Here is a 26,901-nt window from a genome sequence, read left to right as displayed (position 1 = left end):
GGTCCGACTCCTCACCAGGCATCTCCCCGGAAATGGGCAGCTGCATCTGTCTCCTTGAATTGGGAGTTAGCAACGGTCGTGCCAAGGGAGGTTGGGCCCCTAAATGAGCTGCAACCCGCCCAGAGTGGCCGAGGCCGATATTGTGCTGGCGGGCTGCGCCGATTTCGGCTCACTGCTGCTCAAGCGATGAGCAGCAGTGACCGTCAATGCAGCAGCCACTGAGTGGCAGCAAGACCTGGCCGGTCGGGTTCCAGGCGGCCGAGCTGGAAGTTGCCGTTGGCGATTGCACTCAGGTTTTCAATATCTCATGCCACCGCTTCGGAGGACGAAATAAAAGCTGGGAGGGGCTTCCATGGAAATCGGAGCTACTGGAAACGGCGGTCGAGTGACAAGCATCGCTGTTGAAACCATCCGGAAAGCAAACGATTCAGCGAGGGCCGAAGGAAAGGCGATGAACAAGCTGCTCGACCAGGCGGGGGAGATTGCGAAGAACGCAAACCACAGCCCGGAGCGAGGTCGCATCATCGACATCATGGCGTAAGCATTTTTTTGTTGAGCTTGCGCGTCGAATCTAGGGCCGGTGGAGCTAGTCTCTCCGGCCCTTGTTGCGCCTGGGTCGCAATTTGCCTCCGCTGATCGCCGGGGTGTGAGTTATCCTAAGCTCAGTCGAAGCGGCAGAGCAGAAGCGCGACGGCGAGGGAGTGACGTGTGACCGGAGAATCCAAGCAGAGTCTTCACGACGCGATTCACGATCTGCACGAGGCACTTGGGACGACCGAGAATCTCGAAGAGAGCGAAAGGGCGGAACTGGCATCTGCGATCGAAGAGATTCGCAACGCCCTGGGCGATTCCGGCGCGGAGGCTCAGCCCGACGGCCTACGCGGGCGCCTGCGCGCAGCCATTGCGCGATTTGAAGATCGCCACCCCGAACTCACGAAGATGATTGGCCGGGTGGCCGACTCTCTCAGCGAGATGGGGATCTAGCAGCCTGCGCGGCAAGGGCAACTCTCCACTGTGGTTCCAGGCTTGCCATGGGGCTGGAAGACCGCGGCTGCCCGTGCCCAATTCTCTCATTCGATCAAGAGGTTGGCGGTTCCAGGCGATGTAGAGAGCGGGGAGTAGCCGCTTCTGATGGATTTCTACGTCTTGATTCCGCTTGTCGCCTGCATCGGCGCAAGTGCGATGACCAGTGCGATCATTGCGCGCGATCCGAGCGCCCGACGCAGTCGGGTTGCGGCGGCAATTCTCGCCTGCGCAGCGGTTTGGAGTCTGTGCGACCTGCTGGCCCATGTGTTGGCCAGCCAGGTGGCCGCGCTGCTGCTCGTTCGTGTTTCGCTGCTGCCCATTCTCGCGTTGCCACCACTCGCCCTGCAACTCCTGCTCGAGGAGAACGATGACCTCAGGCGGCGGTACTCGGCAATTCTCGTTCCCACCTGGATTTACGTTGCCATCGTGGCTCTGGCCGGCGTTCTTTCTCCCGCGCTGATCTCGGGGGTCAGCTGGACCCACTGGGGATGGATGACGCAGCTCGGCCCGCTGTACGCCTTGGGTTTTGTTCCCGCTTCGGTGTGTGTTCTCTCTGCCTTTCTCTTCTTCCACACTCGCACACGCTTGATGACTCGAGTGGAGCCGAGCGATGGTCGCGTACTTGCATTGATCGCGACACTACTGCTCGCAGTCATCCCGATGACTGAAGTTTTGGCACCGCTACTCGAGATCGCGGTGCCGCGCCTCGGTGCGCTCTCGGTCACGATTCTCGGTGCCGTCCTGTGGGTTCTGTCGTCGGCTCTCGGTGAGTACGCTCCCCCGTCGAGTTCGTTTGCGCGCGAAATGATCGACACCCTTTCCGATGGCGTTGCCTTGGTCAATTGCGACGGACGAATTTGCGCGGCCAACGCGACGCTTTCTGAACTCGCATTGATTCCGCCCCACGACCTTACGGGTGAATTGATGGTGGATCGGTTGGGAATCTCGCTCGACGAAATTCCGGATGGAGGAGACGAATCGGAGGCCGCGATGTGCCGGGGCGACGGTACGTCGATTCCCATTCTGGTTACGCGATCGGATTTGAGAGATCGTGGTGGATCGAAGTTGGGATCGGTGTGCGTGGTCCGTGATTTTCGCGAAGTCGTGCGCTTGCGGCGTCAACTCGTGGCCGCGGGTCGTCTCGCTGCGGTGGGTGAACTCGCCGCCGGGGTCGTCCACGAGGTCAATAATCCGATCGCCTTCATCCAGAGCAACCTTCACAGTCTGCACAAGAACGATGCAAGCATCATGGAGATTTTGCGAAGCGAACTGGTACCGGCCAAAGTTCCCGAAGACCTGCTCGATGGCCATCACTTGATTGGGCAGTCGCTTCAGTGCATTTCACGAGTTGCGTCGATTGTGAAAGAAGTGCGCGGCTTCTCGCACATGGGTCCTACCGGTCGACAAATGAATGACTTCAACCAGTTGATCGAGGATGTGGTGCGTATCGCACTACCGCAGTTGCGCACCCGGGCGACCCTGGTGCGCGAGTTTGGCGATCTTCCGCCGATCGAGTGCGCAGGGCAAGATATCAAGCAGGTGTTGCTCGATCTGATCCTGAGTGCTGCGCGCTCGTTGGACGGGACGGGTACGATTCGTCTGACGACGATCGCTTTGCGCGACACGATCTCGTTGGAGATTGAAGACGATGGCCGGGGCCTCACGCCGGATCAGGTAGAGCGAATATTTGATCCGGCAACCGGTCGTGGCGATTCCGATTCCGGACGCGATCTCTGCGTTGCATATCAAATCGTGCGTCAGCACGGTGGTGACATTCATCTCAGCTCGGAGTTGGGGCAGGGCACCAAGGTTTCGGTTTTTTTGCCGAGCACCGTTGACTCGTCTGGCGATTCTGTCTCGGACCTGGACGAGATCGATCATGAGGCTTCGTCTCGGGGAGGGACTTCGTGAGCGAAGTCTTCAGCATCCTCAAGCTATTCACCTGTCTCGCGTCGGCGATTCTCTCGTGTTCAATCTTCAGCCGCGACCCCGGGTTGCGCATCAACCGGCTGATGGCGGTCGTCCCCGCGCTGATCGGCATCTGGTCCCTCGGTGAATTTCTCTGGAGCCTGCAGCCGGACCCGATCGTCGCCGCGCAGATCATTCGTCTGACCACGGGATCGTGGATGATGCTCGGCCCCGCCTGCCTGCACATCTTTTCAGAACTCGCGGGCGAGCGCCGGCCCATTGCAAAAACCCTCGTCCGGGTTTCCTACGCCGTCAGTGGTCTGACCTTCTTGACCCACTGCGCAACCGGTTGGGGAATGGTCGGAACGATATCGGTGCCCTGGGGACTCCAGACCCAGCTCGATCCCTACTTCCTGTTTTTGTATGCGACCCTCGTCGCTCCCGCCGTCTATGTCTTCGTGAGTTGGGGGGCGATCCTCTCGAGCTCCGTCGAGGTCGGCCAGAGCAGAGTTTGGTCCTCATTGATTCGAGCCATGCTCACTGTCCTGGGCATCGCAACGGTCACTGACATCATCCTTCCGACTCTTGGCGTGCCGTTCCCGCCGCTTGGCAGTACGAGCGCCGTATTGGTTTCGTGCGCCGTGTTCCACCAGTTCAAGCGCTACGGTTACTCCCTGATGGCGCCGGGTACGTTCGCCGAAGAAATACTCGACGCCCTGGGAGGCGGCGTGGTCCTGTTGCGCGCGAACGGAGAAGTCCGTATCGCGAACGCGGCCTTTGAACGCATGGTTGGGGGCACCCAGGACGATGTTCGCAACACTGCGTTCGCGCAATTTGCGCCGTCGCTCGATGTCGATCTCACCAGTATGACAGATGCGGTCGAATGCGATCTCGTGACGCGAACCGGTGAGTCCATTCCAGTCTTGATCTCACCTACCCAGATGCACAATCCCTTCGGAAACCTTCGCAGCGTAGCCCTCGTGATCCGAGATCTGCGAGTGGTTTCGGCGCTGCGCGGCAGTCTCCTGGCATCGGATCGCCTGGCTACCGTGGGTGGGCTTGCGGCGAGTATCGCAGAGGAGATCCGGGAGCCGATTCAGGAGATGCGAAGCCATCTCGAACGGATGCAAATGCAGATCGGATGCCTGGACGCGGCCGCGAGCACTTGCGAATCGTCGGTAAAACTCGCCGACCTGGTCGTCGACCGAGAGGAGTTGATCGAAGAATGCCTCGAGGGGGTCGATCGGATCGAAGCCATCGTTCGCGACGTACGAGGTTTTGCATCGGGAGCATCGGGTCCGGTCGAAGCCGCAGACCTCAACGACTTGATCGAAGATGCCGTGAGGATCGCGAGTGCTCGAGCGAGTTCCGAGATCGTGGTGGAGAGAAATTTCGAGCACTTGTCGCCTGTTCTCTGTATGCCGGGCGAAATCGTACAAGTGCTGGTGAACCTGTTGGTCAATGCCTTTCATTCAATCGAGGGCGCCGGTCGAGTTCAACTCTCGAGTTGGCAGCATGGGAGTGAGGTCTGGATTTCCATTGAAGATGACGGCATTGGAATATCGCCAGATGTGATCGCGCGCATCTTCGATCCATTTTTCACCACCAAGCCCGTTGGCCACGGGACAGGTCTCGGTCTTGCGATTTCCCACTATATCGTCCGCAATCACGGCGGGGAGCTGCGCGTTGAATCTGAAGCGGGGCGGGGCACTCAATTTACGCTGGTGCTACCCAGCGGCCCCGCCGTTGCAATCGATCCAGGTGCTGTTTCGGAGCACGCGAGCGAGTAGAGTCTCGCAATGGCAGAACCTTCGGAATCCACACCACCCGGCAGTGCCGGCTCGCGCGCAGACGCGCTGCGTCGGTTGATCGAGGCTCCGGGTATTCAGCCCATGCCGTGCTGCTTTGACGCGCTCTCGGCCAAACTCGTCGAACGAGCCGGGTTTCCGCTGACCTTCATGAGCGGCTTCGCGGTTGCGGCGGCGAGGCTCGGGGTGCCCGACACCGGGCTCATCTCCTACGGGGAGATGCTCGATCAGGGCCGAAACATTTGTGACGCGGTCAGCATCCCTGTCATCGGTGACGCCGATACCGGTTACGGCAACTCGATGAACGTCAAGCGCACCGTTGCAGGCTTTGCGCGTGCGGGCTTTGCCTGCGCGATGATCGAAGACCAGGTCGCTCCCAAGCGCTGCGGCCACACCTGTGGCAAAGAAGTCGTGGGTCGCGAAGAAGCGGCGGCACGCATTCGCGCCGCGGTGAAGGTCCGGGAAGAGGGACACGACATTCTCATCATGGCCCGAACCGACGCGCGCCATGGTCACGGACTGGCCGAAGCGATCGAGCGCTGCCGAATCTTCGCCGACCTCGGAGCCGATATCTTGTTTCTCGAAGCGCCACATTCCGAAGCAGAGATGGCAAAATTGTGTGACGCACTGCCCGGACCCAAAATGGCAAACATGGTCGAGCAGGGAGACACACCCATGCTTCCCCCCGAACGGCTCGAAGAACTGGGCTTCAAATTGGCCGCCTATCCTCTGACCTTGCTCTCGGCCGCGGTTGAGGCCATGCGCGACGCCCTCGAATCGATCGGCAAGGGAACAGCCCCCGCACGCTTGACGTCATTTGAGTCGCTGCGAGATCTCGTGGGTTTCGCGCAGTACGATCGCGAACTCGAAGATCTGTCGGAGGATTGAGCTAGACCGCTCCCACGATCAACATGGTTCCGCTAAGTCCCAATTCGCCGCAACCGCAGTAGCGGCCCGTCCGGCAGCGGGAGTCTCTCGACGTGGACCTCGGCTTCCAGGTTCCAGAGGTTGTCGCCGATTTCATCGCTCAACACCTGCCTGGCCTCGTATACCCCGGGCCGAATTTCTTTGACGCTGGCGAGATGAGCTTGCCGGGCGCTCGGCTGAAACAGGATCGCCTCGTATTCAGCGTAGAAGGGGAGGAGTTCGGCTTCGAAGCGGGCGGCGTCCCAGGGGTCGTCTCGGTCCTGGTGGACACACGTCGTGGCGTTTTCGTAGTCGCGCTTTGCGACGCAACGCATGAGGTGATGCAGTTCCGATCGCACGCGCGCTTCGAAGGCCTTCGGGTCGAGGGTTGGACGCGACTCGCCGGGGTCTGCGATGCCCTGTCTCTTTTTATCGGAAACTCGATCGGGGTTCATTCGATCTTCCCACTCTTCGAGCAAGCTGGCGTCGACCCGGGAGAGAAGCGTGCGGAAGTAGGCGATCATGTCGAGGACGCTTGTGGTCTTGTGTGCCTCGGGGATCGTTTGCGACAGTGTATTGTGTACCTGGCTCAAGTATCGAAGCAGCACACCTTCGATGCGCGCCATCTGGTTGAGCTTTACGAAGTCGTTGAACGCTGAGTAGCTCTCGAAGAGTTCCCGGGCGATCGCCTTGGGCCTGATGTTGCTCCCGCCGACCCAGGGGTGTTTCTCTGCAAACATGTTGAAGGTCCGGTAGATGAATTCTGCGTTGGGCTTGGGCCAACTCACTTCGTCGAGCTTTGCGATTCGCTCCTCATAGGGCACACCTTCTGCCTTGAGCTGGGCCATGAGTTCGCTCTTGATGCGCCGCTCCTGGGCGATCAAAAGCGCTCTCGGATTTTCGAGTATTGATTCGACCAGGGCGAGCACGTCGAGGGCGCGCTCTTCTCCCTCGCTATCGAGTGCTTCGAGAACTTCGACCAGGTAGAGGGAGAGCGCGTGGTGGAGCGAAAAGTCTGGCTGCAATTCTTTGCTCACCTGCACTCGACTGCCGATCCGGTCCGGATCGGTTGTGAGTTCCAAGATGCCAGCACTTCGCAGGGCACGGAAGAGCACGGCCGCGTCCGCTACGAGTTGCCGTTTGCGACTCGGTTCTTCGAGAGAGCGGCCGATCATATCGATCATGCGCCCATAGCCTGCGCCGCGGTCACGCGGCCCCGCCGTGCTCTTCAAACAGTTGACCAGAAGCCCCACCGAGACCTGAAAGCGAGAGACCAACGGCTCTGGAGGGCTGGTGGAGAGCCGGGTCAAGGTATCCTGGTCCCAGGCGACATAGCCCTTGGTCGGTGGCTTCTTTTTGACGAGCTTCTTTTTCTTTCCCGCCGACGCCCCGGCCGCCTTGGCTTCGAGTCGCTTGTTTTCGATCACGTGTTCGGGCGCCTGGCACACCACGCTGCCCTCATTGTCGAATCCTTTGCGCCCGGCGCGGCCGGAGATCTGCAGGAACTCGCGCACGGAGAGAATCCCCACCTTCTCTCCGTCGAACTTGCAGAGCTTGCTGAACAATACGGTGCGAATCGGAATGTTTACTCCGACCCCCAAGGTGTCGGTTCCGCAGATCACCTTGAGCAGTCCGCGTTGGGCGAGGCGTTCGACGAGTAGCCGGTACTTGGGCAGCAGCCCCGCATGGTGAATGCCGATTCCATGGCGCAGAAATCGCTGTACATCCTTTCCATAAGGCGTGTCGAAACGAAATCCGATCATGGCTTCGGAGAGCGCACGCTTCTCCTCTTTGTCGCTGATGTTCGAACTGGTCAGGGCCTGGGCCTGATCCGCACACTCGCGCTGGGTAAAGTGGACGATGTAAATCGGCGCCAGGCCACTCGCCAGCAGTTTCTCGACCGTTTCGTGGACGGGCGTCTCGCGATAGGAAAAGTCGAGCGGCACGGGCCGATCATCGTTGTGAATGCGCACTGTGGTCCGTGTGTTGCGACGCTTGATCAAGTCTTCGATGGCACGGGTGTCGCCCAGCGTGGCCGACATGAGCAAGTACTGGGTGTCGGGCAGTTCGAGCAATGGGAGCTGCCACGCCATGCCGCGGTCGCGATCGCCGAAGTAGTGGAACTCGTCCATCACCACATAGGGAGCGTCGAGGGCTTTGCCCTCGGAGACCGCCATGTTGGCGAGTATTTCCGCCGTACAGCAGATGATCGGGGCGTCCCGGTTGATGCTCGCATCGCCGGTCAACATGCCGACGTTCTCGGCACCGAACTGATCGCACCAGTCGAAGAATTTCTCGTTGACGAGGGCTTTGATTGGAGCGGTGTAGAAGGACCGTTTGCCCTCGCAGCGCGCCTTGAAATGGAGGCCGAGAGCGACCAGGGATTTTCCCGACCCGGTGGGTGTGCTCAGAATGACGTGCTGACCGGTGGAGAGTTCGAGCAGCGCCTCTTCCTGGGCGGGGTAGGCGGCGAGAGAAACATCGCTGATCCAGCGCATGAATCGGTCGAGGATGACTGAGGAATCGAACAGACGACCCTCTGGGATGCGTTCGTGAAGTCTGGGCGCATCGGTGGCGATCGGCGCTGCTTTCGCGCCGGTCGCGTCGTCGTTTATGTCATCGCCACTCGATGCGGAACCATCGAGACTCTGCTTGGTACTCATAGAAGCTTCGATTTCGTCGTTCACGCGAACAAAAGGAGAACTTTCTTCGAAGTCAGACTGTCGAATCTCTATTAGACAGTGAACCAGGAACGCATACTCGGTAGCATTCTGAAGTGTAGATAGATATATATAGAGAGAGATAGATAAATAGATAGAAGGAAGCCTCGAAATGACCATGCGGACCTCGCCGCCCAAGGCGCTCAAAGCAAACCGAGGTGGCTCGATGCTTGCGAAGCTCGGCGTCACGGTCGCCCTCTGTCTTGGGCTGGCCCTTTCCGCCGGTGCGGAATCATCGTCGGTCACGGACCTGAGCACCGTCAACGTTCAGATCATCGAATCCGGTGATATCGTCGAAGCGCTGGCCGTGCCACGCGGCACCAAGGTTCGCGCCGATGCCCGACCCCGGGTTCGATTGCCGGTTTACTTCGAGTCCAATTCCGCCAAGCTCAAACCAGAAGCGTTGGTGCTGCTTGCCAAGGTGAGCAAGGCGCTGAGCGCCACGGATCTCGAATCGTTCAAATTCTCCGTCGAAGGACATACGGACAGCGTCGGGGAGGAAAGTTTCAACGCGACTCTCTCCGAGCGACGCGCCGAAGTCGTACGCGCGTTCCTGCAGGATCGCGGTGTTTCCAAGGATCGCTTGAAGTCCGTGGGTCGCGGCGAAGCGGAGCCCATCGATACGAACGTGACGAACAAGGGACGCCAGCACAACCGGCGAGTCGAAATCATCAACCTGGGTTCCGACTTCTAGGAGCCTGCGATTCGCAGTCTGCCCCCGTGCTTGTGCCAAGTGGCCAGGGCTGCAAGACTCAGGGCCCGACGCATCGTCTGTGCGTCATAAGCTTTGAGTCAGGTCGCGAATGAGTTTTCATTTACAACCGCATAAGGGGTTTCCCGGGGTCGAGGGGCCCGTGCTGATCTGCGTGATGGACGGCGTGGGAGTCGGTCGCCGCGACGAGTCCGACGCGGTCTGGCTCGCGCGAACCCCCAATCTCGATCGCCTGCACGAAATTGCCCTGTGCACCCAGTTGATCGCCCATGGACGAGGCGTGGGGATGCCCAGTGATGACGACATGGGCAACAGCGAAGTCGGGCACAACGCCCTCGGCGCCGGCCGCATCGTCGACCAGGGGGCCAAGCTCGTCGGCCGCGCCATCACTTCGGGCAGCCTGTTTGCCGGGCCGGTATGGCAGTCGATCACGCAGAGGGTGAGGGAATCGGGAGAAGCGCTGCACTTTTTGGGCTTGCTGTCGGACGGCAACGTACACAGCCACATCGATCATCTGTTTGCCCTGCTCGGGCGCTGCGACGCAGAAGACGTGCACATGGTTCGCATCCACGTCCTGCTCGACGGACGCGACGTTGCGGAGACCAGCGCCCTCGAATTCATTGATGCCCTCGAGGTCATGCTTCGGGGAATCAGTCAGAAGAAGCAGCGCGACTACCGCATCGCCTCGGGCGGTGGCCGGATGACGATCACGATGGATCGCTACGGCGCCGACTGGAACATGGTCGAACGCGGCTGGAACACCCACGTTCATGCCGAGGGGCGACGCTTCACCAGCGCGCGCGAGGCCATCGAGACCTATCGCGATGAGGACAAGGACATCGGCGATCAATTTCTTCCGGCGTTCATCATCGCCGACGACGTTAGCGGCGTGGACGAGCCCATCGGTCCGATTCGCGACGGCGCTGCCGTGGTGTACCTGAACTTCCGGGGCGATCGCGCACTCGAAATCAGTGAAGCTTTCGAGTCCGAGACCTTTCAGCACTTTGATCGGGGCCAGCGGCCCGACGTGCTCTACGCCGGCATGATGCAATACGACGGAGACCTGCTGATTCCGAATCGCTTTCTCGTCGACCCACCCGACATCGACCGAACCATGGGGGAGCACCTGGTGCGAAACGGGGTGTCGCTGCTCGCCGTGAGCGAAACCCAGAAGTTCGGACACGTCACCTTTTTCTGGAATGGCAACAAGAGCGGTTGCTTCGACGATCAGCGCGAAACCTATATCGAGATCCCGAGTGATCGCGTGCCCTTCGAAGAGCGGCCGTGGATGAAGGCCGCAGAAATTACCGACACCGTGCTCGCCGAACTGGCGACCGGCCGCTACAAGCACGCGCGACTCAATTACGCCAACGGCGACATGGTGGGACACACCGGCGATCGCGACGCCTCGATCAAGGCCGTAGAAGTGGTCGACGCAGAAATTGGTCGGCTGATCCCGCTGATCGAAAAGATGAAGGGGGCCCTCGTCGTCACCGCCGACCACGGCAACGCCGACTGCATGTACGAGTTCGACCCCGAGACCGGCGAAGTCAAACGAGACGCCAGTGGCGCGATCGCGGCAAAAACCAGCCACACCCTGAACCCGGTGCCCCTCGCCATCTACGCTCCGGGCCACCGGCTCGAGCTCGACCCGAACATAACGGGTGCGAGCCTGGGCAATATCGCCGCGACCCTGCTTCAGCTACATGGCTTGCAGGCGCCCGAGGACTACGACGTCTCGTTGCTTCGTTGATCGCCGGATGAAGTCAGGCGGCTAGGGTGCCGGGGCCGGAGGTGGCGGCGCTGGACCCGGATCTGGACCTGGGCTGAATTCTGGAGACGGAGGTGGCGGCGCTGGACCCGGATCTGGACCTGGGATTAATTCTGGAGGCGGAACCGCCGCTTGTACACACTGTTGGTACGAGAGGCAGGGGTTGACCGTGGCGATTGGCGGGGGCCCGAGCGTGCCGGTCGGGATGATCGGCGGGCCGGCCGAGACGATGGGGAGCGTTTCTTCCACGTCCATCATGGCAATCATTTGTACCGAGCTCTTGCCGTATGTGTGACGTGCGGTCTTGACCGCGGCGACGCGATAGCGAGAGTCGTCCAGGCAAGCACTCGAAAATGAGGCGGAAGCAATATCGGCCGCTTCGACCTCTCCCGGCCCAGAATCCTTTCGGATCGTGACCTTCTGGCCCGTGGAGATGACGACGCTCTGGTGGGCGAAATCGCCGATTCCCGCGACCCGAACGTCACGGTCCAGGGACGTGACGACTGTGTCCCCCGTCAACAGGTCTACTGCCAGGTGGGCTTCCGTTCCGAGCACGGTTGCGATGGCGGTCGGGGTGTGAATTGCGAGCGGGTCGTCCGTCGCGCGTTCGCCAGCGCTGATCTTCAGCTGTCCGGTTCGCAAATGCATCGCGCTCGGGCTTCCGTCGGGATCGCCCAGAAAACCGAGTGATGCGCCGTGACAAAGTCTCACGATCGCAGCGTCGTCCACCATCAGCGATGCCGTCGCGTTGCCTTCGAGTTCAATCCGATCACCCGGTGCGAGTACGTCATCCTGAGCGAGATTCGCGCTTTCGGTGGTCACATTGCCCGTGGTCGAAGTCAGCACGGTTGCCGCGCCAGCGACCCCCGCAAGGGACATCGCCACCAGGAGCAGCGCACAAGCGATCGCTGTCTTCTGTGAAATCGATTTGGGAAAGAGAATGGTTCGAGTTTGGGGGATCATGGCGTGGCTCCAATTTCCGAGGGTTCTGGGGGATCGGATCAGAAGGTGAAAGTGACATAGCTTCCGACGACGTGTCGGTTGAAGTCGTAGTCATCGACGTTTGAGTCGTTAAATGTGAATGAACCGCGAAGCGCAAGTTCCACGTAGGGTGTCATTGGCACGGTCAGGTCCAATTTTATCGTGTAGATACTGTCTTCGCGCTTTTTACCGTTTACGTTGACGATGGTTCGATGGTCGTATTGTTGATATTGATACTTGAGCAGCACTGCGGCGCGCATGTCGCGCGGGAGTTCGATCCCCGCGCCGGTAGCGAGTTCAAAGCCGTCGTAGTCGAATTCGGTGCCCTTGGTCGTCGAACGTTCGTAGGCCATTCCGACCCGGGCGAAGGTAAGGGGCGCGGGCAAGTAAATGAACTGGCTCACTCCGACGATATGGAGTTGGCCGTCGGGGTCGAAGGCGCTCTGCCCGCCGATCGATTTATCGTAATCGAAGTCGTGGAACTGATACAGCAGCTGGGTGACTCCCCAATCGTCATTCGTGTAGGTGAGCGACGGCGCCACCCGTCTCATGTCTCGATACGAGTTGCTGAGGTCGAGTTTGGTTATTCCGTAATCGAGGCGGAGGCCCGCACGAAAATCGCCAAGCTCCCAGCCGAGACCCAGCCACCCCACGTTGGTAAATTGATCGACCTCGTCGGTCTCGCTGTGCAGGCTCAGAAAACCGCTATAGCCGAGTCGTACCGTGATCTGTTCCCAGTCCACGACGTCGTAATACGTGTCGATGGAAAAGACGCCCGTGGCGCCACCTTCGCGTTTCGGAGTAAAAGTGCTGAATCCTTGTGGGATCCGCGAGGTGCCGACGTAAGTCGGGTTGCTGTCATATTCGATCCCGGTGCTGGCATCGAAGCCCCACCAACGTGATTCGGGTTGGATCTTCTTGCCCAGCAGGTCGGCGGAAAGGGCCAGGGGGTCAGACGGTGAGAGCGAAGCGGCGTCCGCGAAGGCCGCGGTCGAGGCCGCGAGATTGCCCATGAAGACTTCGGCGAGGCCCATGTAGTAGCGCGCCTGCAGACGGATCGACGGGTCGAGGCTCAGGGCGGACTGCATGTGAAGGACCGTCTCGGGAAAATTCTGCTGGCGATAGTCCGCAACGCCGGCGTAGTACTCCGCCTGGCCGTTGTCGGGCTCGACCGCCAGCACGCGATCAAACTCCAGCGCCGCCTCTGCGGCGCGGTCGCGGTGAAGCAGGGCGACACCCAGGGTAAAGCGGATCTCCGGGTCTTCGGGGTCGGCGGTCACCGCGCGTTGGAAAAACTCAATGGCCAGTTCGGGTTGGCCCTGATCGCTTGCAATGATGCCGAGGAACTGGAGGGTCGACGCGTCTTCCGGATTCCCGGACAGCGCCACTTCAAAGTGACTCCTGGCCGCGTCGAGATCGTTTTCGCCAAAGGCGACGACCCCCCGGTGGTAGGCGAGTTCCGATTCGACCGAGGCCGCGGCCGAGCCGCTCACCCCCCAGGCGATGGCCAGCCACAGCAGCGTCGGCAGCAGCGCGAAACGGCCGCGGCGCGGCCGCTTCGGGTGTTGCTGTTCAATTTCCCTCGTCATTCGATTCCTTCTGCCTGCTTCAATTTGCAGTCCATCCCGCACAATTTGCGCCGTGTCGCTGGTGCGCCGAACTCCTCGACGCAGCCGACAGGGAACCAATTATTGTACTTCCCCACGGCAATTTATACACACTTTCGAGCACTTGCCGGGATAACTGCAGAACCGTCTCAGCCTTGCTTTGAGCCAATTCGTAAGCGCTGTCGACTCTCATACTCCACTCACGACCCGCCATCGGGGGGAAAATATCCCAATTGGCGGCGAGGGCGTCTTCAATAATGTGGTTTCTCGAAGCCATTTGTGTCGCGATTCTCGCTGCGAATCGACGCCATTTGGGTCCGGGTTCTCTGCAGGTCCGGCGCAGATACGCAACCCGTACGCAGGTAGGGCGGGCGCTTGCAGCGCACAGTCTGGAAGCTGGGGTCCGCTATGGTGATTGCTCATGACCAGAGCTGAAAAGGCGGAGAAGATTCGCAAGCTTCTCGACGCCTGTTATCCCCGCACCCCAATCCCGCTCGACCACAACGACCCCTTTACGTTGCTCGTCGCAGTACTGCTGTCGGCACAGTGCACCGACCTGCGGGTCAACCAAGTGACCCCCGCGCTGTTCGACCTCGCGGCGACGCCGCAGCAGATGAGCGAGACCACGGTCGCCAAAATTCAAGCGACCATTCGTTCTTGCGGGTTGTCCCCGCAAAAGTCGAAGGCCATTCACGGGCTTTCGAAGCTTCTGGTCGAGCGACACGCGGGCCGGGTGCCGGAGAATTTTGCAGACCTCGAGGCGTTGCCCGGAGTCGGGCACAAAACTGCGAGCGTGGTGATGAGCCAGGCCTTTGGGCATCCCGCCTTTCCGGTGGATACCCACATCCATCGACTCGCTGGGCGTTGGGGGCTCAGCAACGGCCACTCGGTCGAGAAGACCGAGCGCGACCTCAAGCTGCTGTTTGCTCGGGAGAGCTGGGGACGGGTGCATCTGCAAATGATCTTCTTCGGTCGGGAGCACTGTCCGGCGCGCTCTCACGACTTGTCCGCCTGCCCGATTTGTTCCTGGGCAGCGACCCAGAAGCGAATCCGTGAAGAGGCGAAGAAAAAGTAAAAAAACAATAGACGAAGTGCTGACGCTTCAGGGTCCCGTCGTGTCCGCGCGCCGAATCAGGACCACGCGTCCGATCTGGCGCGAGTCGGGTGGGAATTCGACGTCGGTCCATTCGATCCGTCGACCCACGAGTTGAATCAATCGCAGGCCGCGTTCGGTTTCGACGAACCCCTTGGCTCGCAAATTGCCCTTGCCCGCGAGTTCCTCTTCGATCTGTGATTCGCGGGTTCCGCTGGGAACTTCCCAGATCCTGGTGCTGAATTCTTCATGATGGTGGGGTCTCGATTCTGGGGGCGTGCCATTGCGATCCACGGCAGTTGCGTCGGGCGGAAACAGAAGCTCGGGTTCGATCTGGCCGCGCACGGCGCGGACGATGGGTGCATCGGGTTCGATTTCGCGCAGTCTGGCCTCGACGTCCGGGAGATCGGAGGCTTCGATCAGGTCGATCTTGTTGAGAACCAGGAGATCGGCCGACGACACCTGATCCCGGAAGGTCCCCTCGAGATCGCGGCCTTCGGCGATTTGTTCGGCATTGACGACGACGATCGCCATGTCGTCTCCGATCCAGGCCGAGACGGGCTTGCGCCAAAAATTGAGCTGGGTGTCAAAGGGCAGTGCCACGCCCGAGGTTTCGATCACAATTCGATCGGGATTCACTTGTTTGTGTAGCATTTCGAGGGTTTCGATCAGGTCGTCGGAGAGTTCGCAGCAAACACACCCGCCTTCGATCTCGACAAAGGCTTCGCCAGAAGCTCCGAGCATCGCGCGATCCACGCCGAGTTCGCCCAGCTCGTTGGAAACGATCGCGACCCGCAGTCCCAACTGCTGTGCATTGGCCAGCAGATGCTGGACCAGGCTCGTCTTGCCGGAGCCGAGAAAGCCAGAAACCACCAGCGCCGGGATGCGCTCCGGGGATTGGCCTTGGCTTTGGTTTTGCGGTGCCTTTGCCTGTTTATTTGCTTCAATCTCACGCATGACTCCCCCAGAGATAGGGGATCCGCGCGGGTCTCGCTTCGATTTTCGTACCCCCGCCTGTCGGACCGCTATTGTTCCCCCAATGCTGCGAGGGCGGGTTTTCGCCGCAGTCTGACTGGAGCAAGTCGTCTATCGCCAGTCGTCTTGAACCGCTAGTCAGAGGAGAATGTCATGGCCGATCGTGAGCTGAATCTATTCGTCATCGGAGCGGGTTCGGGAGGCGTTCGGGCGGCGCGGTTTTCCGCCGACTTCGGCGCGCGGGTGGCGGTTGCCGAGGAACGCTATCTGGGCGGCACCTGCGTCAATGTCGGTTGCATTCCGAAAAAGCTTCTCGTCTACGCTTCACACTTCGCCGAGGACTTTCGCGACGCCGAGCGCGGCTTTGGTTGGAGGGTGGGGGCCTCGAGTTTCGACTGGCCAACCCTGATCGAGAACAAGAACGTCGAAATCGAACGATTGAACGGAATCTACGACGGACTGCTCGATGGCGCTGGCGTCGGACACGTCGAAGGTCATGCGACGATCATCGATCCCCACACGGTCGAGGTCGCGGGCAAGACGTATTCGACCGAATCCATCCTGATTGCAACCGGGAGCTGGCCACGGCTGCCCGAACTCCCCGGGATCGAACACGCGATCAGCTCGAACGAGGTGTTCTTTCTCGAAGAGCAGCCCCAGCGCGTGTTGATCGTGGGCGGCGGCTACATCGCAATCGAGTTCGCGGGCATCTTCAACGGCCTGGGAAGCGATGTGGTTCAGGTCTATCGAGGTCCTTTGTTCTTGCGCGGTTTTGACGACGACGTGCGCGCTCATATTGCAACCGAAACCCGAAAACACGGGATCGACTTGCGCTTCGAAGTGAACGTCGAGTCGATCGAAAAGGTCGAGGGCGGATTGCGTGCGGCGCTGACCGACGGCACGGAACTCGAGGTGGACCAGATCCTGTACGCAACCGGTCGCGCCCCACTCACTGCGAAGCTGGGCCTCGAGAACGTCGGCGTCGAACTCGATGCAAAGGGTGCCATCGCAGTCGACGAATACTCGCGCTCCTCGGTTCCGAATATTTACGCAGTCGGCGACGTCACCAACCGCATCAACCTCACCCCGGTGGCGATTCACGAAGGGGTATGTCTCGCCAATACGCTGTTCAACGACACGCCCATGATGCCGGTCCACCGAGATGTCCCCGCGGCGGTTTTCTGCCAGCCTCCGATCGGAACCGTCGGCTTGACCGAAGCCCAGGCCCGGGAGGAATACGCGGAGATCGATGTCTTCGAGTCGAGCTTTCGAGCGCTCAAGCACACGCTCACCAAGGGCGAAGAAAAGACCTACATGAAGCTGATCGTGGATCGCAAAACAGATCGCGTGGTGGGGCTCCATATGGTGGGACCGGAGGCGGGGGAAATCGTGCAGGGGTTCGCTGTGGCGTTGAAGTGCGGCGCGACCAAGGCGCAATTCGACGCGACGATCGGCGTTCACCCGACCTCGGCGGAAGAGTTCGTCACCATGCGTACGCCGCGCTGATCAGTTCGCTGTGTCGCTTTCGGGATCGATGCCCATGATCTCGAGGTAGCAGCTCCGGATGCGCTCGGTGATGTCCCGGTAGTCCTTCTGCAGGGCGCGTCGCGCTCCGCCTTCGCTGCCTGTTTCGGTGTAACCGAGTTGGCGAGCGATCGCGTCGAGGTCGCCGTGTTCGACGTCCAAACTCGAGATCGAGCGGTTCTCTACGATCCGCAGCCGACTGCCCAGTTCCTGCAAAAATTCCCAACCGTCTTTCAGGGTGCGCGCGGTCTTGGAATCGATCAGCCGTAGACGCTGGAGATTTCCGCGCTGGATATCGAGGGTGGTGACTTCGAGCAGTTCGGGGTAGTCGCCAGCGTGTAGTAGCTGCAGGTACTGAACGGCGCATTCAATGTCGAGGGAACCACCGCGGCCGGTTTTGTAATCCCGCAGCCGATTCGTTTCGCGAGCGAGTTCTGATTCCATGCGGGTGCGCAATTGATGGATCTCACTGGCCAGGTGCTCCGGGTTGGGCTTGGCGAGGATGTCCCGACGCAACTCGCGATAACGCTCGGCGAGTTCTTCGCTACCGGCGACCGGGCGTGCGCGCAGCAATGCCTGTCGCTCCCACGTCGCCGCTTGTTCGGCGTGATAACGCGTATAGGCCTGCAGCGAACACACGAGCAGGCCCTGGTTGCCGCTGGGACGCAGTCGAGCATCGACCTGATAGCACGAGCCGAGCGCGGTCGGGGTTTGCAGCGCCGAGATGAAGCGTTGGGCCAGCCGCACGTAGTAGTCCTGGGCCGAGGCCTCGGAAATCGTGGCTCCCTCGGCGCGCGTGTAGATGAAGATCAGGTCGAGGTCACTGCCATAGGTGAGTTCGAAACTCGCGAGTTTGCCCATGCCCACGACCAAGAACTCACCCTGTTTCGACGTCGCGCTGGCGTCGCTCCGGCTCGCTGCCAGTTGCAGTTTGCTGAGCTTCAGGGCTTCTTCGATACACACTTCGGCAATCTCGCTGAGCGCGCGTTCGGTCTCGTAGCGTTGGGCCTTTTTGGCGAGATCGATCAGGGCCACGTTGAAGGTGTGGCGATGATGAAAGAGGCGCAGGGTATCGAGCTGTTCTTCGAGATCGTCTCCGCCGTCTTTCGAGCTGGACTGGGCGGCGACGTTTGCGTAGTCCAGCGCAAGCTGTGTGCGATCGAACAGCAGTGTGTTGGGATCCTGAAACAGGGGCTCGATCAGTCGGGGATAGCGGGCGAGGTAGTTCGACAAAAAGTTCGATGCCCCGAACAAGGCGGTCAGCCGGGGAACGAGTTCGGGGCGATCGAGCAGCAACTCGAAGTAGAAACGCCGCCTGCCCGTGCCGGCAAGAAACCGGTCGAGGTTGTTGAGCGCGCGGTCGGAATCCGCGCATTCGTCTATCGCCGAGGAAAAGCGGCTGACGAGTTCGGCGATGAGATCCCGCATCAAATCAAATTCGAAAAGTTCGGGAACCGCGCGCTCGAACAACTCCTGCACCCGTTCCCGGTTTCCTTCGCCGACCGAATCCGTGGCCAGACCCCGCAAGAAGGTTCTTCGCCGGTCGATTTCCCGCTGGAGCTGTTCCGCTGCGTCTTCTTCGAGATAATTCATCGCGCGCGCGAGTCGCTTGAAGCCGTTCTCGGACGTGGGCACTCGGTGAAGCTGACGTTCTCCCTCCATCTGCAGCCGGTTTTCGATCCGGCGCAAGAAGAGATAGGTGTCGTGGAGTTCGACAGCAGTTTCCGGATTGAGCAGGCCGACGGCTTCCAGGTTGCGCAGGGCGCCCTGGGTCGATCGATCCCGCAGTTGCAGGATGCGACCTCCGTGGAGTAGCTGGAGTGCCTGGGCGATGAACTCGACGTCGCGGATGCCGCCCGGGTCGATCTTGACGTCGAAGGCATCGGACTCCCCGCCCCGAGCACTCTGGATCTTGTGCTTGAGGTCGCGAATGCCGTCTGCGATCCGGTAGTTCAGGGTGGCGTTGTAGATTGCCGGGGCGGCCGAAAGGATCGCGTGCCAGCCCAATGCCACGGCGCCCGCCACCGGTCTGGCCTTCACGAACGCTGCTTTTTCCCAGGTGTGTGCCCACGATTCGTAATAGGACACGAGCGCTTCGTCGGTCACGACCAACGCACCCTGGGTGCCGTGGGGTCTGAGTTCGAGATCGACCCGGTAAAGAAATCCCTCCTGCATGTTTGCGCTGACGAGGTTGCCAAACTCCTGGGCCAGGCGATCGAAGTAGATCGTCGGTTCGCTGCCCTCGAGGGTTTCGCCCGGGGGAGCGGCGTCACAGACATAGACGAGATCGACATCAGACGAGTAGTTGAGCTCCCCGGCGCCGAGCTTGCCGAGCGCGAGGACACAGAAGCGAAGCGGATGCAGAAGGCCTTCGGGATCGCGGTAGGCCGGAGGCTCGAGTTGCACGCCGACGCGTGCCTCTGCCATGAACAAAGCGCGATCGAGGATCACATCTGCGAGTTGGCTCAGGTCGAGCAGGGTGACTTCGCTGCGGGCGAGCGGGACCCAGTCGGAGCAGCAGTCGCGTACGGTGATGCGGGCGAGTTCGCGGTATTTGAAAATACGCAACCGTTCGGCGGGGTCGTGGTCGCCGGGTTGATCGAGCAGAGCATCGAGTCGCTGCTCGAGTTCTTGGGGCTGCGGGTGCGTTGTGAGGTCGTCATCGAGCAGATGGATCAGAAGTTCGGGATGCCGCCCGAGAACGTTGGCGAAAAACGGGGCAATTCCGCACAGCGCATACAAAATACGCCCGAGCTTCGCGGGGTCCGCCTCCGCTCGCGGGAGCAAGGCCGTGGGATCGGCTTGATCGAGAAGCTTGGCGGCGAGGTTTTTCGCCTGATCGACCTGGGGCGCGTCGTCGAGAGCGCGGGCTACGGTTTCGAGCCACTCGCACCCCTCGGCGTTGAGGCCGCCCTGGGATTCAAAACGCGCCGCATAGCTGATCGGGCTGTCGGCCACGCGATGAAACTAGCCCAGTCGTGAACGGCTTCCGAGCGGGCATTTGAGTGGCCCGTCTCTTACTGTGTGGCCGACCTCGAGCCGTGTGGCGTGAAAGCAAAAGACTCCGCGGAGAAATGTGATGCACCGCAGACCCCTGCTCGATCTTCTCGACGTATATCAGCGGGGAGCCCCCGAAGAATCAGTCGTAGTGGAGAAGATCCGCAGCCTCGTCATCGCCAACGAGAGGTGTTTCGATCGCGATTGTCTGCCCGGGCACATCACGGCTTCGAGCTGGATTGTCTCCCACGATCTCGAGCGAGTTTTGCTCACCCATCACCGCAAGCTCGGTCTCTGGCTTCAACTCGGGGGACACGCGGACGGTGAACCCTGTGTGCTCGACGTCGCCCTGCGCGAAGCCCGTGAGGAGTCGGGAATGCAGCAGTTCCGGGTCGTGGGTCCGGACGAGTTGGCGGTTCCGCTCGACGTCGACGTCCACCTGATTCCCGCGCACAAAAACGAACCCGCCCACGAGCACCACGACATTCGCTACCTGCTGATCGCCGAACCCGGTCAAGAGTTGGTCGTCAGCGACGAGTCGCTGGACCTGCGCTGGTTCCCCATCGGCTCACTGCCCGACATGCTCGACGACGAGAGCATGCTGCGGATGAATACCAAGGCCCATTCGCTGCTCGCGTCTCTGCCTCGGGACTAGCAGGCTGCAACATCCCGCAGGGATTTGCCGGTGTGTAATTTGTTTCCCTCTTACGCACGACTGGTCGACTTCCCACGGGTTCCGGTAACCCCGGGGATTAAAAAACCTTTTAAAATTAATGATTTACGTCTATATGGTCGATCAGGTAATGGCATAGCGGTTGCAGTGATTACCCCACAGTACGGACGAAAGAGGTTGATCATTCCCGCGGGAGGGCGGTGCGAGGGGAACGAGGACACCGATTCGATGGAAGTCAGCAGGTCGACAAGACTAGGGAAGCATCTCGCAGCCGCGCTCGCTGTCGCGGTCTTCGCGGGATTGTCTGCCACCCCAGCCGCCGCCAATCACGACGTTGTTCCGGCCGCCTATTTCTCGCTGGCGTCCTATCAACCCAACGCAGCCAACGCGGCCACGCAACACGCCAGCGGGCTGATCGCATCCGAGGGCCTGGCGGCAGCGGAGTTTCGCCCGGGTCTCTACCGCGCTCGTAACTTCGTCATCCTGAACGTGAGCCGCGAGATCAAGCTCCTCAAAGAAGATCTGGTCGTACGCCTGAAGAGTCCCGGCAAGCGCAATTCGATCGTGATGGTCGAGTTCAGGTTTTAGCCGGGACCGGACCCCAGCGCTTCGCGCAGGGCGGCATCGATCGGCACCGCCTGGAACAGCCTCAAGGGCGTGATCGAAACCCTCCCTTCACTCACGATCGCCAGATCGGTTTGGGCGTCGCTCGGTCGGCGTTCTTTCAAGCCCTGGTAGTCGCCGGTGTAGACAGGTCCCTCGCGTAGCTTGAACAAGGCGTCGTAGCCCACCTGGGCGATCTCGGTCACGACCCTCGGTGTCGCCAGCGATACCTCTCGAGGAAAGTTCACATTCAACAGATCGACGCCGGGCGGTAGTCCCTGGGCGAGCACGCCGCGTACGATGTCCGCAGCCACCTCTGCGCTGCGCTGCCAGAGTTCCTTGCCCTCGACCGACCTCGCATACTCAGTGAAGGCAACATGGCCTCCCCGCACACCGATCGAGAAGGCGATGGCCGGCAGTCCCGCAATGACCCCTTCGGTGGCGGCGCCCACCGTGCCACTGCTCATCACAAAAGCCAGGCCGTGGTTCAATCCGATGTTGATGCCGGCGACCACGAGATCGGGTCGCTCGTCGAACACGGTGTGAATGCCGAGGTTGGCGCAGTCGGCCGGAGTTCCGGTCGAGGTCATGATGCGCGGCTCACCCTCGCTTGCTTTGCGGGTGAACACCTTGATGTCCTCGAAGCGCGTCACCGCCTTCGAAATCCAGCTCCGTTCGCAGTCGGGCACCAGGGTATTGACGATCCCGACGTCTTCGATTCCTTCGAGCGCCCGAATCAGCGGGATCAACGCGGGAGATGTCACGCCGTCGTCGTTGGTGAGTAGCAGGGTTGTCGTCATGGCCCGCAGAGTAGCGTCTGTACCGCACGCGGTGGGCTCGAAGCCCAGCTATGATGCGGACATGAGAGATCTCGTTGCCGATTTACTCGCATTTATCGATCGATCGCCGTCGCCCTATCACGCGGTGGCCGAAACCGAGCGCCAGCTAAGAGGTGCCGGGTTCGTGCGTCTCGAGGAACCTGCGGTATGGGATCTCGTACCTGGAAGCCGGTGCTATGTCGTGCGCGGGGACGGCAGCATGGTGGCTTTCCACATTGGGACCGCGATGCCCGCCAAGGGTGGCTTCCGCATCATCGGTGCCCATACCGATTCCCCAAATCTGAGACTGAAGCCGCTCCCGGACGTCGCCGCCCACGGCTACAAACAGCTGGCCGTGGAACCCTATGGCGGGGTGCTGCTCCACACCTGGCTCGATCGCGATCTGTCCCTTGCCGGGCGCGTCGTGGTCCGGGGCCCCGATGGCCCGCGCGTGGTCTTGCTCGACTTTGCCCGCCCGCTGCTGCGGGTTCCCAATCTCGCCATTCACCTCAACCGCGAGGTCAAACAAGAGGGCCTCAAGCTCAACGCGCAAAAACACCTGGTCCCCATTTCCGGACTCGACGGCGGGCCGAAGCTGCGGGATCTGGTCGCGACGGAATTGCGCGCTCAGGAGTTGGCCGAAGTGTCCCCGGACAAAATTCTCGGCATGGACCTGATGGCCTACGACATCCAGCCCGCCAGTGTCTCGGGGTTCAGGGGAGAGTTCATTCATGCCTCCAGGCTCGACAATCTCGCTTCCTGTCACGCCGCAGTTTCGGCGCTGCTCGGCACCGGGGACGGCAACCTGCCCGGGTACACTCGAGTCGTGGTCCTCTACGACCACGAAGAAGTGGGGAGCCGCAGCGCGACCGGCGCCGCAGGTCCCTTCCTGGTCGACTCCCTCGATCGGATCGTGGCGGGGGTCAAGGGCGGAGAGCCCCAAGGACTGTCCCGGGCGCTGGCAAATTCAATCTTGATTTCTGCCGATATGGCGCACGCGGTACACCCCAACTATTCCGATCGCCACGAATCGAGCCACCGACCGGTGGTTGGCAAAGGACCGGTGATCAAGATCAACAACAACCAGGCTTACGCGACCGACGCCGTGACCTCGGCCACATTCGTAGATCTGTGCGAGGAGAAGGGGATCACGCCCCAGTACTTCGTCTCGCGCAGCGACCTCGCGTGTGGTTCCACGATCGGTCCCATCACCGCATCGAAGCTCGGCATCCCCACGGTCGACGTCGGAAACCCGATGCTCTCGATGCACTCGTGTCGCGAGATGGCGGGCACCGCCGATGTCGAACCGATGGTGGACGTGATGGAAGCGTTTTTCGGAAGTGGCGCCTGACGGCACCCTTCTCGCCCCCACCGGCTACCCCGCGAGCTACCCCGCGAGAATGGCGCGACCGATGACTTTGAGTTCGAGAATTGCCTTTACGCCCTCGAAAATCGGAAGCACCGTGGCATCGACCACGTAGCGACTGATCGGATACTCCTCGGCGTAGCCCCAGCCGCCGTGCAGCACCTGCCCCTCCTGGCTCACGGTGACGGCGACGTCGCAGGCCAGAAGCTTTGCCTGGGAGGCCAAGGTGCCGGCCGCACGCGGATCTTCGTCGAAGGCGATGGCCGCGGCATAGGTGATCGCCCGGGCCCCGGCGATGCGGGCCGCCATCCGGCCGAGGGTGTACTGGGTGAGTTGGAACTCGGAGATCGGCTGTCCGAACTGCTCGCGATCTACCACGTAGCGCGCGGTCTCTTCGAGCGATCCCTGGGCCAGTCCGCAGGCGCGTCCACTGGTCTGGAGACGCCCGGCACCAAAGCCCGCCATCTGCAGATAGAAACCCCGGTTGAGTTGGGCTTCGCCGCCTACTAGATGGTCGTTGGGGACAAAGTAGTTCTCGATCTGCAGCGTGAAGGAGTGCATACCGCGGTAGCCCGGTGTCGCGTCGGCTTTGCCGACCATGCGACCTCCGCCGGGCTGGATACATTCAAACTCATGCCCTCGGTACGACTCCTTGGGGACGATGAACAGTGAAAGCCCCTTCTGGCCCTTCGAAAGGTCGGGGTCCGTGCGGGCGAGCAGGGCGAGTACGTCGGCGCGACCGGCGAAGGTGCACCAGGCCTTGGGTCCGTTGAGGATCCAGCCCTCCTGGCCGTCGACGGTCCCGCGTTCCGCCCGGCAGCGCAGCGAGGCGACGTCGCTACCGATGCCGGGTTCGGTGACCGCGATCCCCACCATGATTTCACCCGAGGCGAGCTTGGGCAGCCAATGAGACTTCTGCTCGTCGGTCCCGCCGCCGAGCAGCGCCTTGGCCAAGATCTCAGGACGGGTGATGAGTGAGCCCGCTCCGGCCAGGGAAGCGCGGGAGAGTTCTTCCGTGGTCAGGATCATGGCGAGATTGCCCATCTCGATGCCGCCGTATTTTTCGGGAATGGCAAGGCCAAAGAAGCCCAGCTCCGCCATGCCCTCGAGCAGTTCTTCGGGGACCAGATCGTCGGTGCGGTGGATGTGTTCGGCCCGGGGCATGACTTCGTTCAGGGCAAACTCGCGCACCTGCGCCCGCACCTGCTCGTGGAGTTCGTCCATGGGCAGATCGTTCGAGCCTCGGGTCTCGCACACGTGGACGCCGATCGCGCGCATCACGGTCTGGCTGGTTGCGCGCCGGACGATCGCCCGGGCTTCCGACGAAAACAGCGATTCAAGGGCTGCATCGTCGAGACCGAGATCAATGCCGGCTGCACACAGCCGGTTGTAGAGGCCAGTCACCAATTCGCCCACCGCTGCCACCGCGACCCGCTCGCGCTCGGGGTTGCTGTTTCCGTCGGCGGCGAGAGTATCGAAGTCGTTCAGCACCTGATGGGCTGCGACCGCTTCGGTCGACGCATAGGCGATGCGCGACGTCAGGACCTGGTGGTCGTCGAGGGTCTTGCCTCGATCCGTGATGTCTTTCGCACGGGAAACGGCTTCTTCGAGCAGACGGGTCGCTGCGGCGAGCAGGCTCTTGACCTCGTCAATGCTGGGCTGTGAATTCGGAGATGGGGTCGTGTTCTGGGTCATTTCTTCAAATAGTCCGTAAGTTCGTCGACCAGGGCTGCGCTGCCGAATACCAAATCGAGCTTGTTGCCCGGTCGTGTGCGGGAGACGCAACGGCCTCCCGCTTCTGGGATGAGAATCTGGGTGGCCGCAGCGTCCCAGGGATTGAGATCCATGTCCACCATGGCGTCGACGCCGCCGCAGATCACCTGGGCGTGGCCGAAGGCGTCGGTATAGCCCCGAAGCATCGGGATGTCTCGGGTCATTCGCTCGTAGGCTTCCCTTTCACCGGCTCTGTCGAACAAAAATGCATCGCCGTGAGAAATCAGCGCGCGGCTGAGGTCGCTGGCCTCGGAGACCTTGACCGGCTGGCCGTTCAAGCGGCAGCCGCCGCCTTTCCAGCCGAGGATCCGCTCGTCGAGGGCGGGAAGATCGATCAGACCGAGCACCGGCTCTCCGTCCTCGACCAGCGCGATGATCGTCGAGTAAAGGGGAATGCCGCGGGCGTAGGCGATGGTCCCGTCGATCGGATCGACGATCCACTGCACGTCTGTTGAGCCCTCGGTCCCGAACTCCTCCCCCATGACCCCAAACTCCGGAAATGCCCGGCGCAAGATCTTGCGGATGGCGGTCTCGGCGGCGAGATCGGCTTCGGTCACCGGCGAGCCATCGGCTTTGATCTCAATCGATACGCTGCGAAAGCGCGAGACGATTTCTTTGCGCGCCGCGTCGCTCGCCAGGCACGCCGTGCGTGCCGCCTGTTCCAGGATTTCGGGTTTCACGGCGCGCAGTCTAACACGAGGCGGGAGGACGGACTCGACCGGGGAGCCCCCAAATAGGCGCGTTTTCAGCGCTTCCTCGAGAACCCCAGCAGGTCCATCGGCAGCGGGCTAGAGTTGCCGCCCGATGGCCAGTCAAAATGATGCAATTGCAATACTGGGTGGGACGGGAGACCAGGGTCTCGGTCTCGCACTTCGCTTTGCCAAGGCGGGCCGCCCGGTCGTAATCGGTTCGCGAAAAGCCGAACGCGCAATTGCTGCTGCAGAAGAGGTGACGTCAGCCGTGCCCGGGGCGCCTGTGTCGGGCTGCGGCAATGCAGAGGCCGTGAAGCGCGCGGCGATCGTGATTCTCTCGGTGCCCTTCGAACACACGGCGGCAACCGTCAAGGGCATCCGGGAGTCGCTGTCCGATGGGCAGATTCTCGTGTCCATGGCAGTTCCCCTGGCCACGGCGGTGGGCGACGGCGCTGTCCGCACCCTCGGCATCTGGCAGGGTTCCTGCGCCGAGTTGGTGAAGTCGCTGGTACCCGACGGCGTCGCGGTGGTGAGTGCCTTTCAGAATGTTTCGGCCCATCGCTTGCGAGATCTCGACCGCGAGGTCGACTGCGACGTCGTGGTTTCGGGGCCCAAGGACGCGCGCGATACCGTGATCGGCTTGTGCAGCCTGATCCCCGGGTTGCGCGGCCTCAACGGCGGCGGGCTCTCCAACGCGAGAATCGTCGAAGAGATGACGGCCCTGATGATCGGGATCAACATTCGTTACAAGCTTCCCGAGGGAGTCGGCATCCGCTTCACCGGACTGCCTGAAGTCTAGAGATTCCAGGACCCACCAGGGCGACGCTCAGCGGTTGCACCAGACCCGCGCGGAGCAGGCCGGGAAATCACCACGAATTCGAGCCTTTGAGGCCGATATCTGCGTCACGCTTTCCGCTCGCGAGGAGGGTCGAAGTTTTTTTGCCGACC

General features: G+C 61.2%; 21 protein-coding genes. 13 read left to right on the top strand and 8 right to left on the bottom strand.

Features of this window, described 5'->3' with window-relative positions; translation table 11 throughout:
* The first annotated feature begins 352 nt into the window (after nucleotides 1-352).
* The 5 genes from IH881_03985 (at nucleotide 353) to IH881_03965 (ending at nucleotide 5,630) form a co-directional block, all read left to right on the top strand.
* Nucleotides 353-541, top strand: a complete 189-nt coding sequence (locus IH881_03985) for a hypothetical protein (GenBank protein MCH7866832.1) — start codon at nucleotides 353-355, stop codon at nucleotides 539-541.
* A 167-nt stretch (nucleotides 542-708) separates the two neighbouring features.
* The gene (locus tag IH881_03980) at nucleotides 709-984 is read left to right on the top strand and encodes a DUF4404 family protein (GenBank protein ID MCH7866831.1); all 276 of its coding nucleotides are present in this window, start codon (nucleotides 709-711) and stop codon (nucleotides 982-984) included.
* Nucleotides 985-1,131: 147 nt separating this feature from the next.
* On the top strand, nucleotides 1,132-2,937 hold the full coding sequence (locus tag IH881_03975) for a PAS domain-containing protein (GenBank protein MCH7866830.1): 1,806 nt from the start codon (nucleotides 1,132-1,134) through the stop codon (nucleotides 2,935-2,937).
* Nucleotides 2,934-4,724: a PAS domain-containing protein gene (locus tag IH881_03970; GenBank protein ID MCH7866829.1), complete on the top strand. Its 1,791-nt coding sequence runs from the start codon at nucleotides 2,934-2,936 to the stop codon at nucleotides 4,722-4,724. The genes IH881_03975 and IH881_03970 overlap by 4 nt, the downstream gene beginning before the upstream one ends.
* A 9-nt stretch (nucleotides 4,725-4,733) precedes the next feature.
* On the top strand, nucleotides 4,734-5,630 hold the full coding sequence (locus IH881_03965; protein MCH7866828.1) for an isocitrate lyase/PEP mutase family protein: 897 nt from the start codon (nucleotides 4,734-4,736) through the stop codon (nucleotides 5,628-5,630).
* Nucleotides 5,631-5,662: 32 nt separating this feature from the next.
* On the opposite strand, the gene IH881_03960 is transcribed toward IH881_03965, so the two are convergent.
* On the bottom strand, nucleotides 5,663-8,311 hold the full coding sequence (locus IH881_03960; protein MCH7866827.1) for a DUF3516 domain-containing protein: 2,649 nt from the start codon (nucleotides 8,309-8,311) through the stop codon (nucleotides 5,663-5,665).
* A 169-nt stretch (nucleotides 8,312-8,480) separates the two neighbouring features.
* Here IH881_03960 and IH881_03955 point away from each other — a divergent pair, with 169 nt between their 5' ends.
* Nucleotides 8,481-9,062 (top strand): OmpA family protein, encoded by a 582-nt coding sequence (locus IH881_03955; protein MCH7866826.1) that lies wholly within the window; start codon nucleotides 8,481-8,483, stop codon nucleotides 9,060-9,062.
* Between the two features lie 109 nt (nucleotides 9,063-9,171).
* The gene (locus IH881_03950) at nucleotides 9,172-10,833 is read left to right on the top strand and encodes a 2,3-bisphosphoglycerate-independent phosphoglycerate mutase (protein MCH7866825.1); all 1,662 of its coding nucleotides are present in this window, start codon (nucleotides 9,172-9,174) and stop codon (nucleotides 10,831-10,833) included.
* Between the two features lie 21 nt (nucleotides 10,834-10,854).
* Here the strand turns inward: IH881_03950 and IH881_03945 are convergent, their stop codons facing one another.
* Complete coding sequence (locus IH881_03945; protein MCH7866824.1) at nucleotides 10,855-11,814, bottom strand: FecR domain-containing protein; 960 nt, start codon at nucleotides 11,812-11,814, stop codon at nucleotides 10,855-10,857.
* 38 nt (nucleotides 11,815-11,852) lie between these two features.
* Nucleotides 11,853-13,421 (bottom strand): tetratricopeptide repeat protein, encoded by a 1,569-nt coding sequence (locus IH881_03940; protein ID MCH7866823.1) that lies wholly within the window; start codon nucleotides 13,419-13,421, stop codon nucleotides 11,853-11,855.
* Between the two features lie 439 nt (nucleotides 13,422-13,860).
* Between IH881_03940 and nth the strand changes: the two genes are divergently transcribed.
* A complete protein-coding gene (nth, locus tag IH881_03935; protein MCH7866822.1) occupies nucleotides 13,861-14,514 on the top strand; it encodes an endonuclease III in 654 nt (217 codons plus the stop codon).
* 27 nt (nucleotides 14,515-14,541) lie between these two features.
* On the opposite strand, the gene IH881_03930 is transcribed toward nth, so the two are convergent.
* On the bottom strand, nucleotides 14,542-15,489 hold the full coding sequence (locus tag IH881_03930) for a GTP-binding protein (protein MCH7866821.1): 948 nt from the start codon (nucleotides 15,487-15,489) through the stop codon (nucleotides 14,542-14,544).
* Nucleotides 15,490-15,660: 171 nt separating this feature from the next.
* On the opposite strand from IH881_03930, the gene gor reads away from it, so the two are divergent.
* Nucleotides 15,661-17,013 carry a glutathione-disulfide reductase gene (gene gor, locus IH881_03925; protein ID MCH7866820.1) on the top strand — a complete coding sequence of 451 codons (1,353 nt, stop codon included), beginning with the start codon at nucleotides 15,661-15,663 and terminating at the stop codon, nucleotides 17,011-17,013.
* On the opposite strand, the gene IH881_03920 is transcribed toward gor, so the two are convergent.
* Nucleotides 17,014-19,989: a hypothetical protein gene (locus IH881_03920; protein ID MCH7866819.1), complete on the bottom strand. Its 2,976-nt coding sequence runs from the start codon at nucleotides 19,987-19,989 to the stop codon at nucleotides 17,014-17,016.
* A 121-nt stretch (nucleotides 19,990-20,110) separates the two neighbouring features.
* Here IH881_03920 and IH881_03915 point away from each other — a divergent pair, with 121 nt between their 5' ends.
* The gene (locus IH881_03915; GenBank protein ID MCH7866818.1) at nucleotides 20,111-20,683 is read left to right on the top strand and encodes an NUDIX hydrolase; all 573 of its coding nucleotides are present in this window, start codon (nucleotides 20,111-20,113) and stop codon (nucleotides 20,681-20,683) included.
* Between the two features lie 246 nt (nucleotides 20,684-20,929).
* Nucleotides 20,930-21,289, top strand: coding sequence for a hypothetical protein (locus IH881_03910; GenBank protein ID MCH7866817.1), 360 nt, complete (start codon nucleotides 20,930-20,932; stop codon nucleotides 21,287-21,289).
* Here IH881_03910 and surE read toward each other — a convergent pair.
* Complete coding sequence (surE, locus tag IH881_03905) at nucleotides 21,286-22,104, bottom strand: 5'/3'-nucleotidase SurE (GenBank protein ID MCH7866816.1); 819 nt, start codon at nucleotides 22,102-22,104, stop codon at nucleotides 21,286-21,288. The genes IH881_03910 and surE overlap by 4 nt on opposite strands.
* Before the next feature lie 61 nt (nucleotides 22,105-22,165).
* On the opposite strand from surE, the gene IH881_03900 reads away from it, so the two are divergent.
* Complete coding sequence (locus tag IH881_03900) at nucleotides 22,166-23,473, top strand: M18 family aminopeptidase (GenBank protein ID MCH7866815.1); 1,308 nt, start codon at nucleotides 22,166-22,168, stop codon at nucleotides 23,471-23,473.
* A 36-nt stretch (nucleotides 23,474-23,509) separates the two neighbouring features.
* Here the strand turns inward: IH881_03900 and IH881_03895 are convergent, their stop codons facing one another.
* Entirely contained in the window at nucleotides 23,510-25,183 is a 1,674-nt protein-coding gene (locus tag IH881_03895) for an acyl-CoA dehydrogenase family protein (protein ID MCH7866814.1), read from the bottom strand.
* Complete coding sequence (locus IH881_03890) at nucleotides 25,180-25,941, bottom strand: hypothetical protein (GenBank protein ID MCH7866813.1); 762 nt, start codon at nucleotides 25,939-25,941, stop codon at nucleotides 25,180-25,182. The genes IH881_03895 and IH881_03890 overlap by 4 nt, the downstream gene beginning before the upstream one ends.
* Before the next feature lie 124 nt (nucleotides 25,942-26,065).
* Here IH881_03890 and npdG point away from each other — a divergent pair, with 124 nt between their 5' ends.
* Nucleotides 26,066-26,752 carry an NADPH-dependent F420 reductase gene (gene npdG / locus IH881_03885; protein MCH7866812.1) on the top strand — a complete coding sequence of 229 codons (687 nt, stop codon included), beginning with the start codon at nucleotides 26,066-26,068 and terminating at the stop codon, nucleotides 26,750-26,752.
* Nucleotides 26,753-26,901: the final 149 nt, after the last annotated feature.

The sequence above is a fragment of the Myxococcales bacterium genome, assembly GCA_022563535.1.
GTDB lineage: Bacteria > Myxococcota_A > UBA9160 > UBA9160 > UBA4427 > DUBZ01.
The sequence above is the reverse complement of the archived record's forward strand: the minus strand, read 5'-3'. Positions and strand labels throughout refer to the sequence as shown.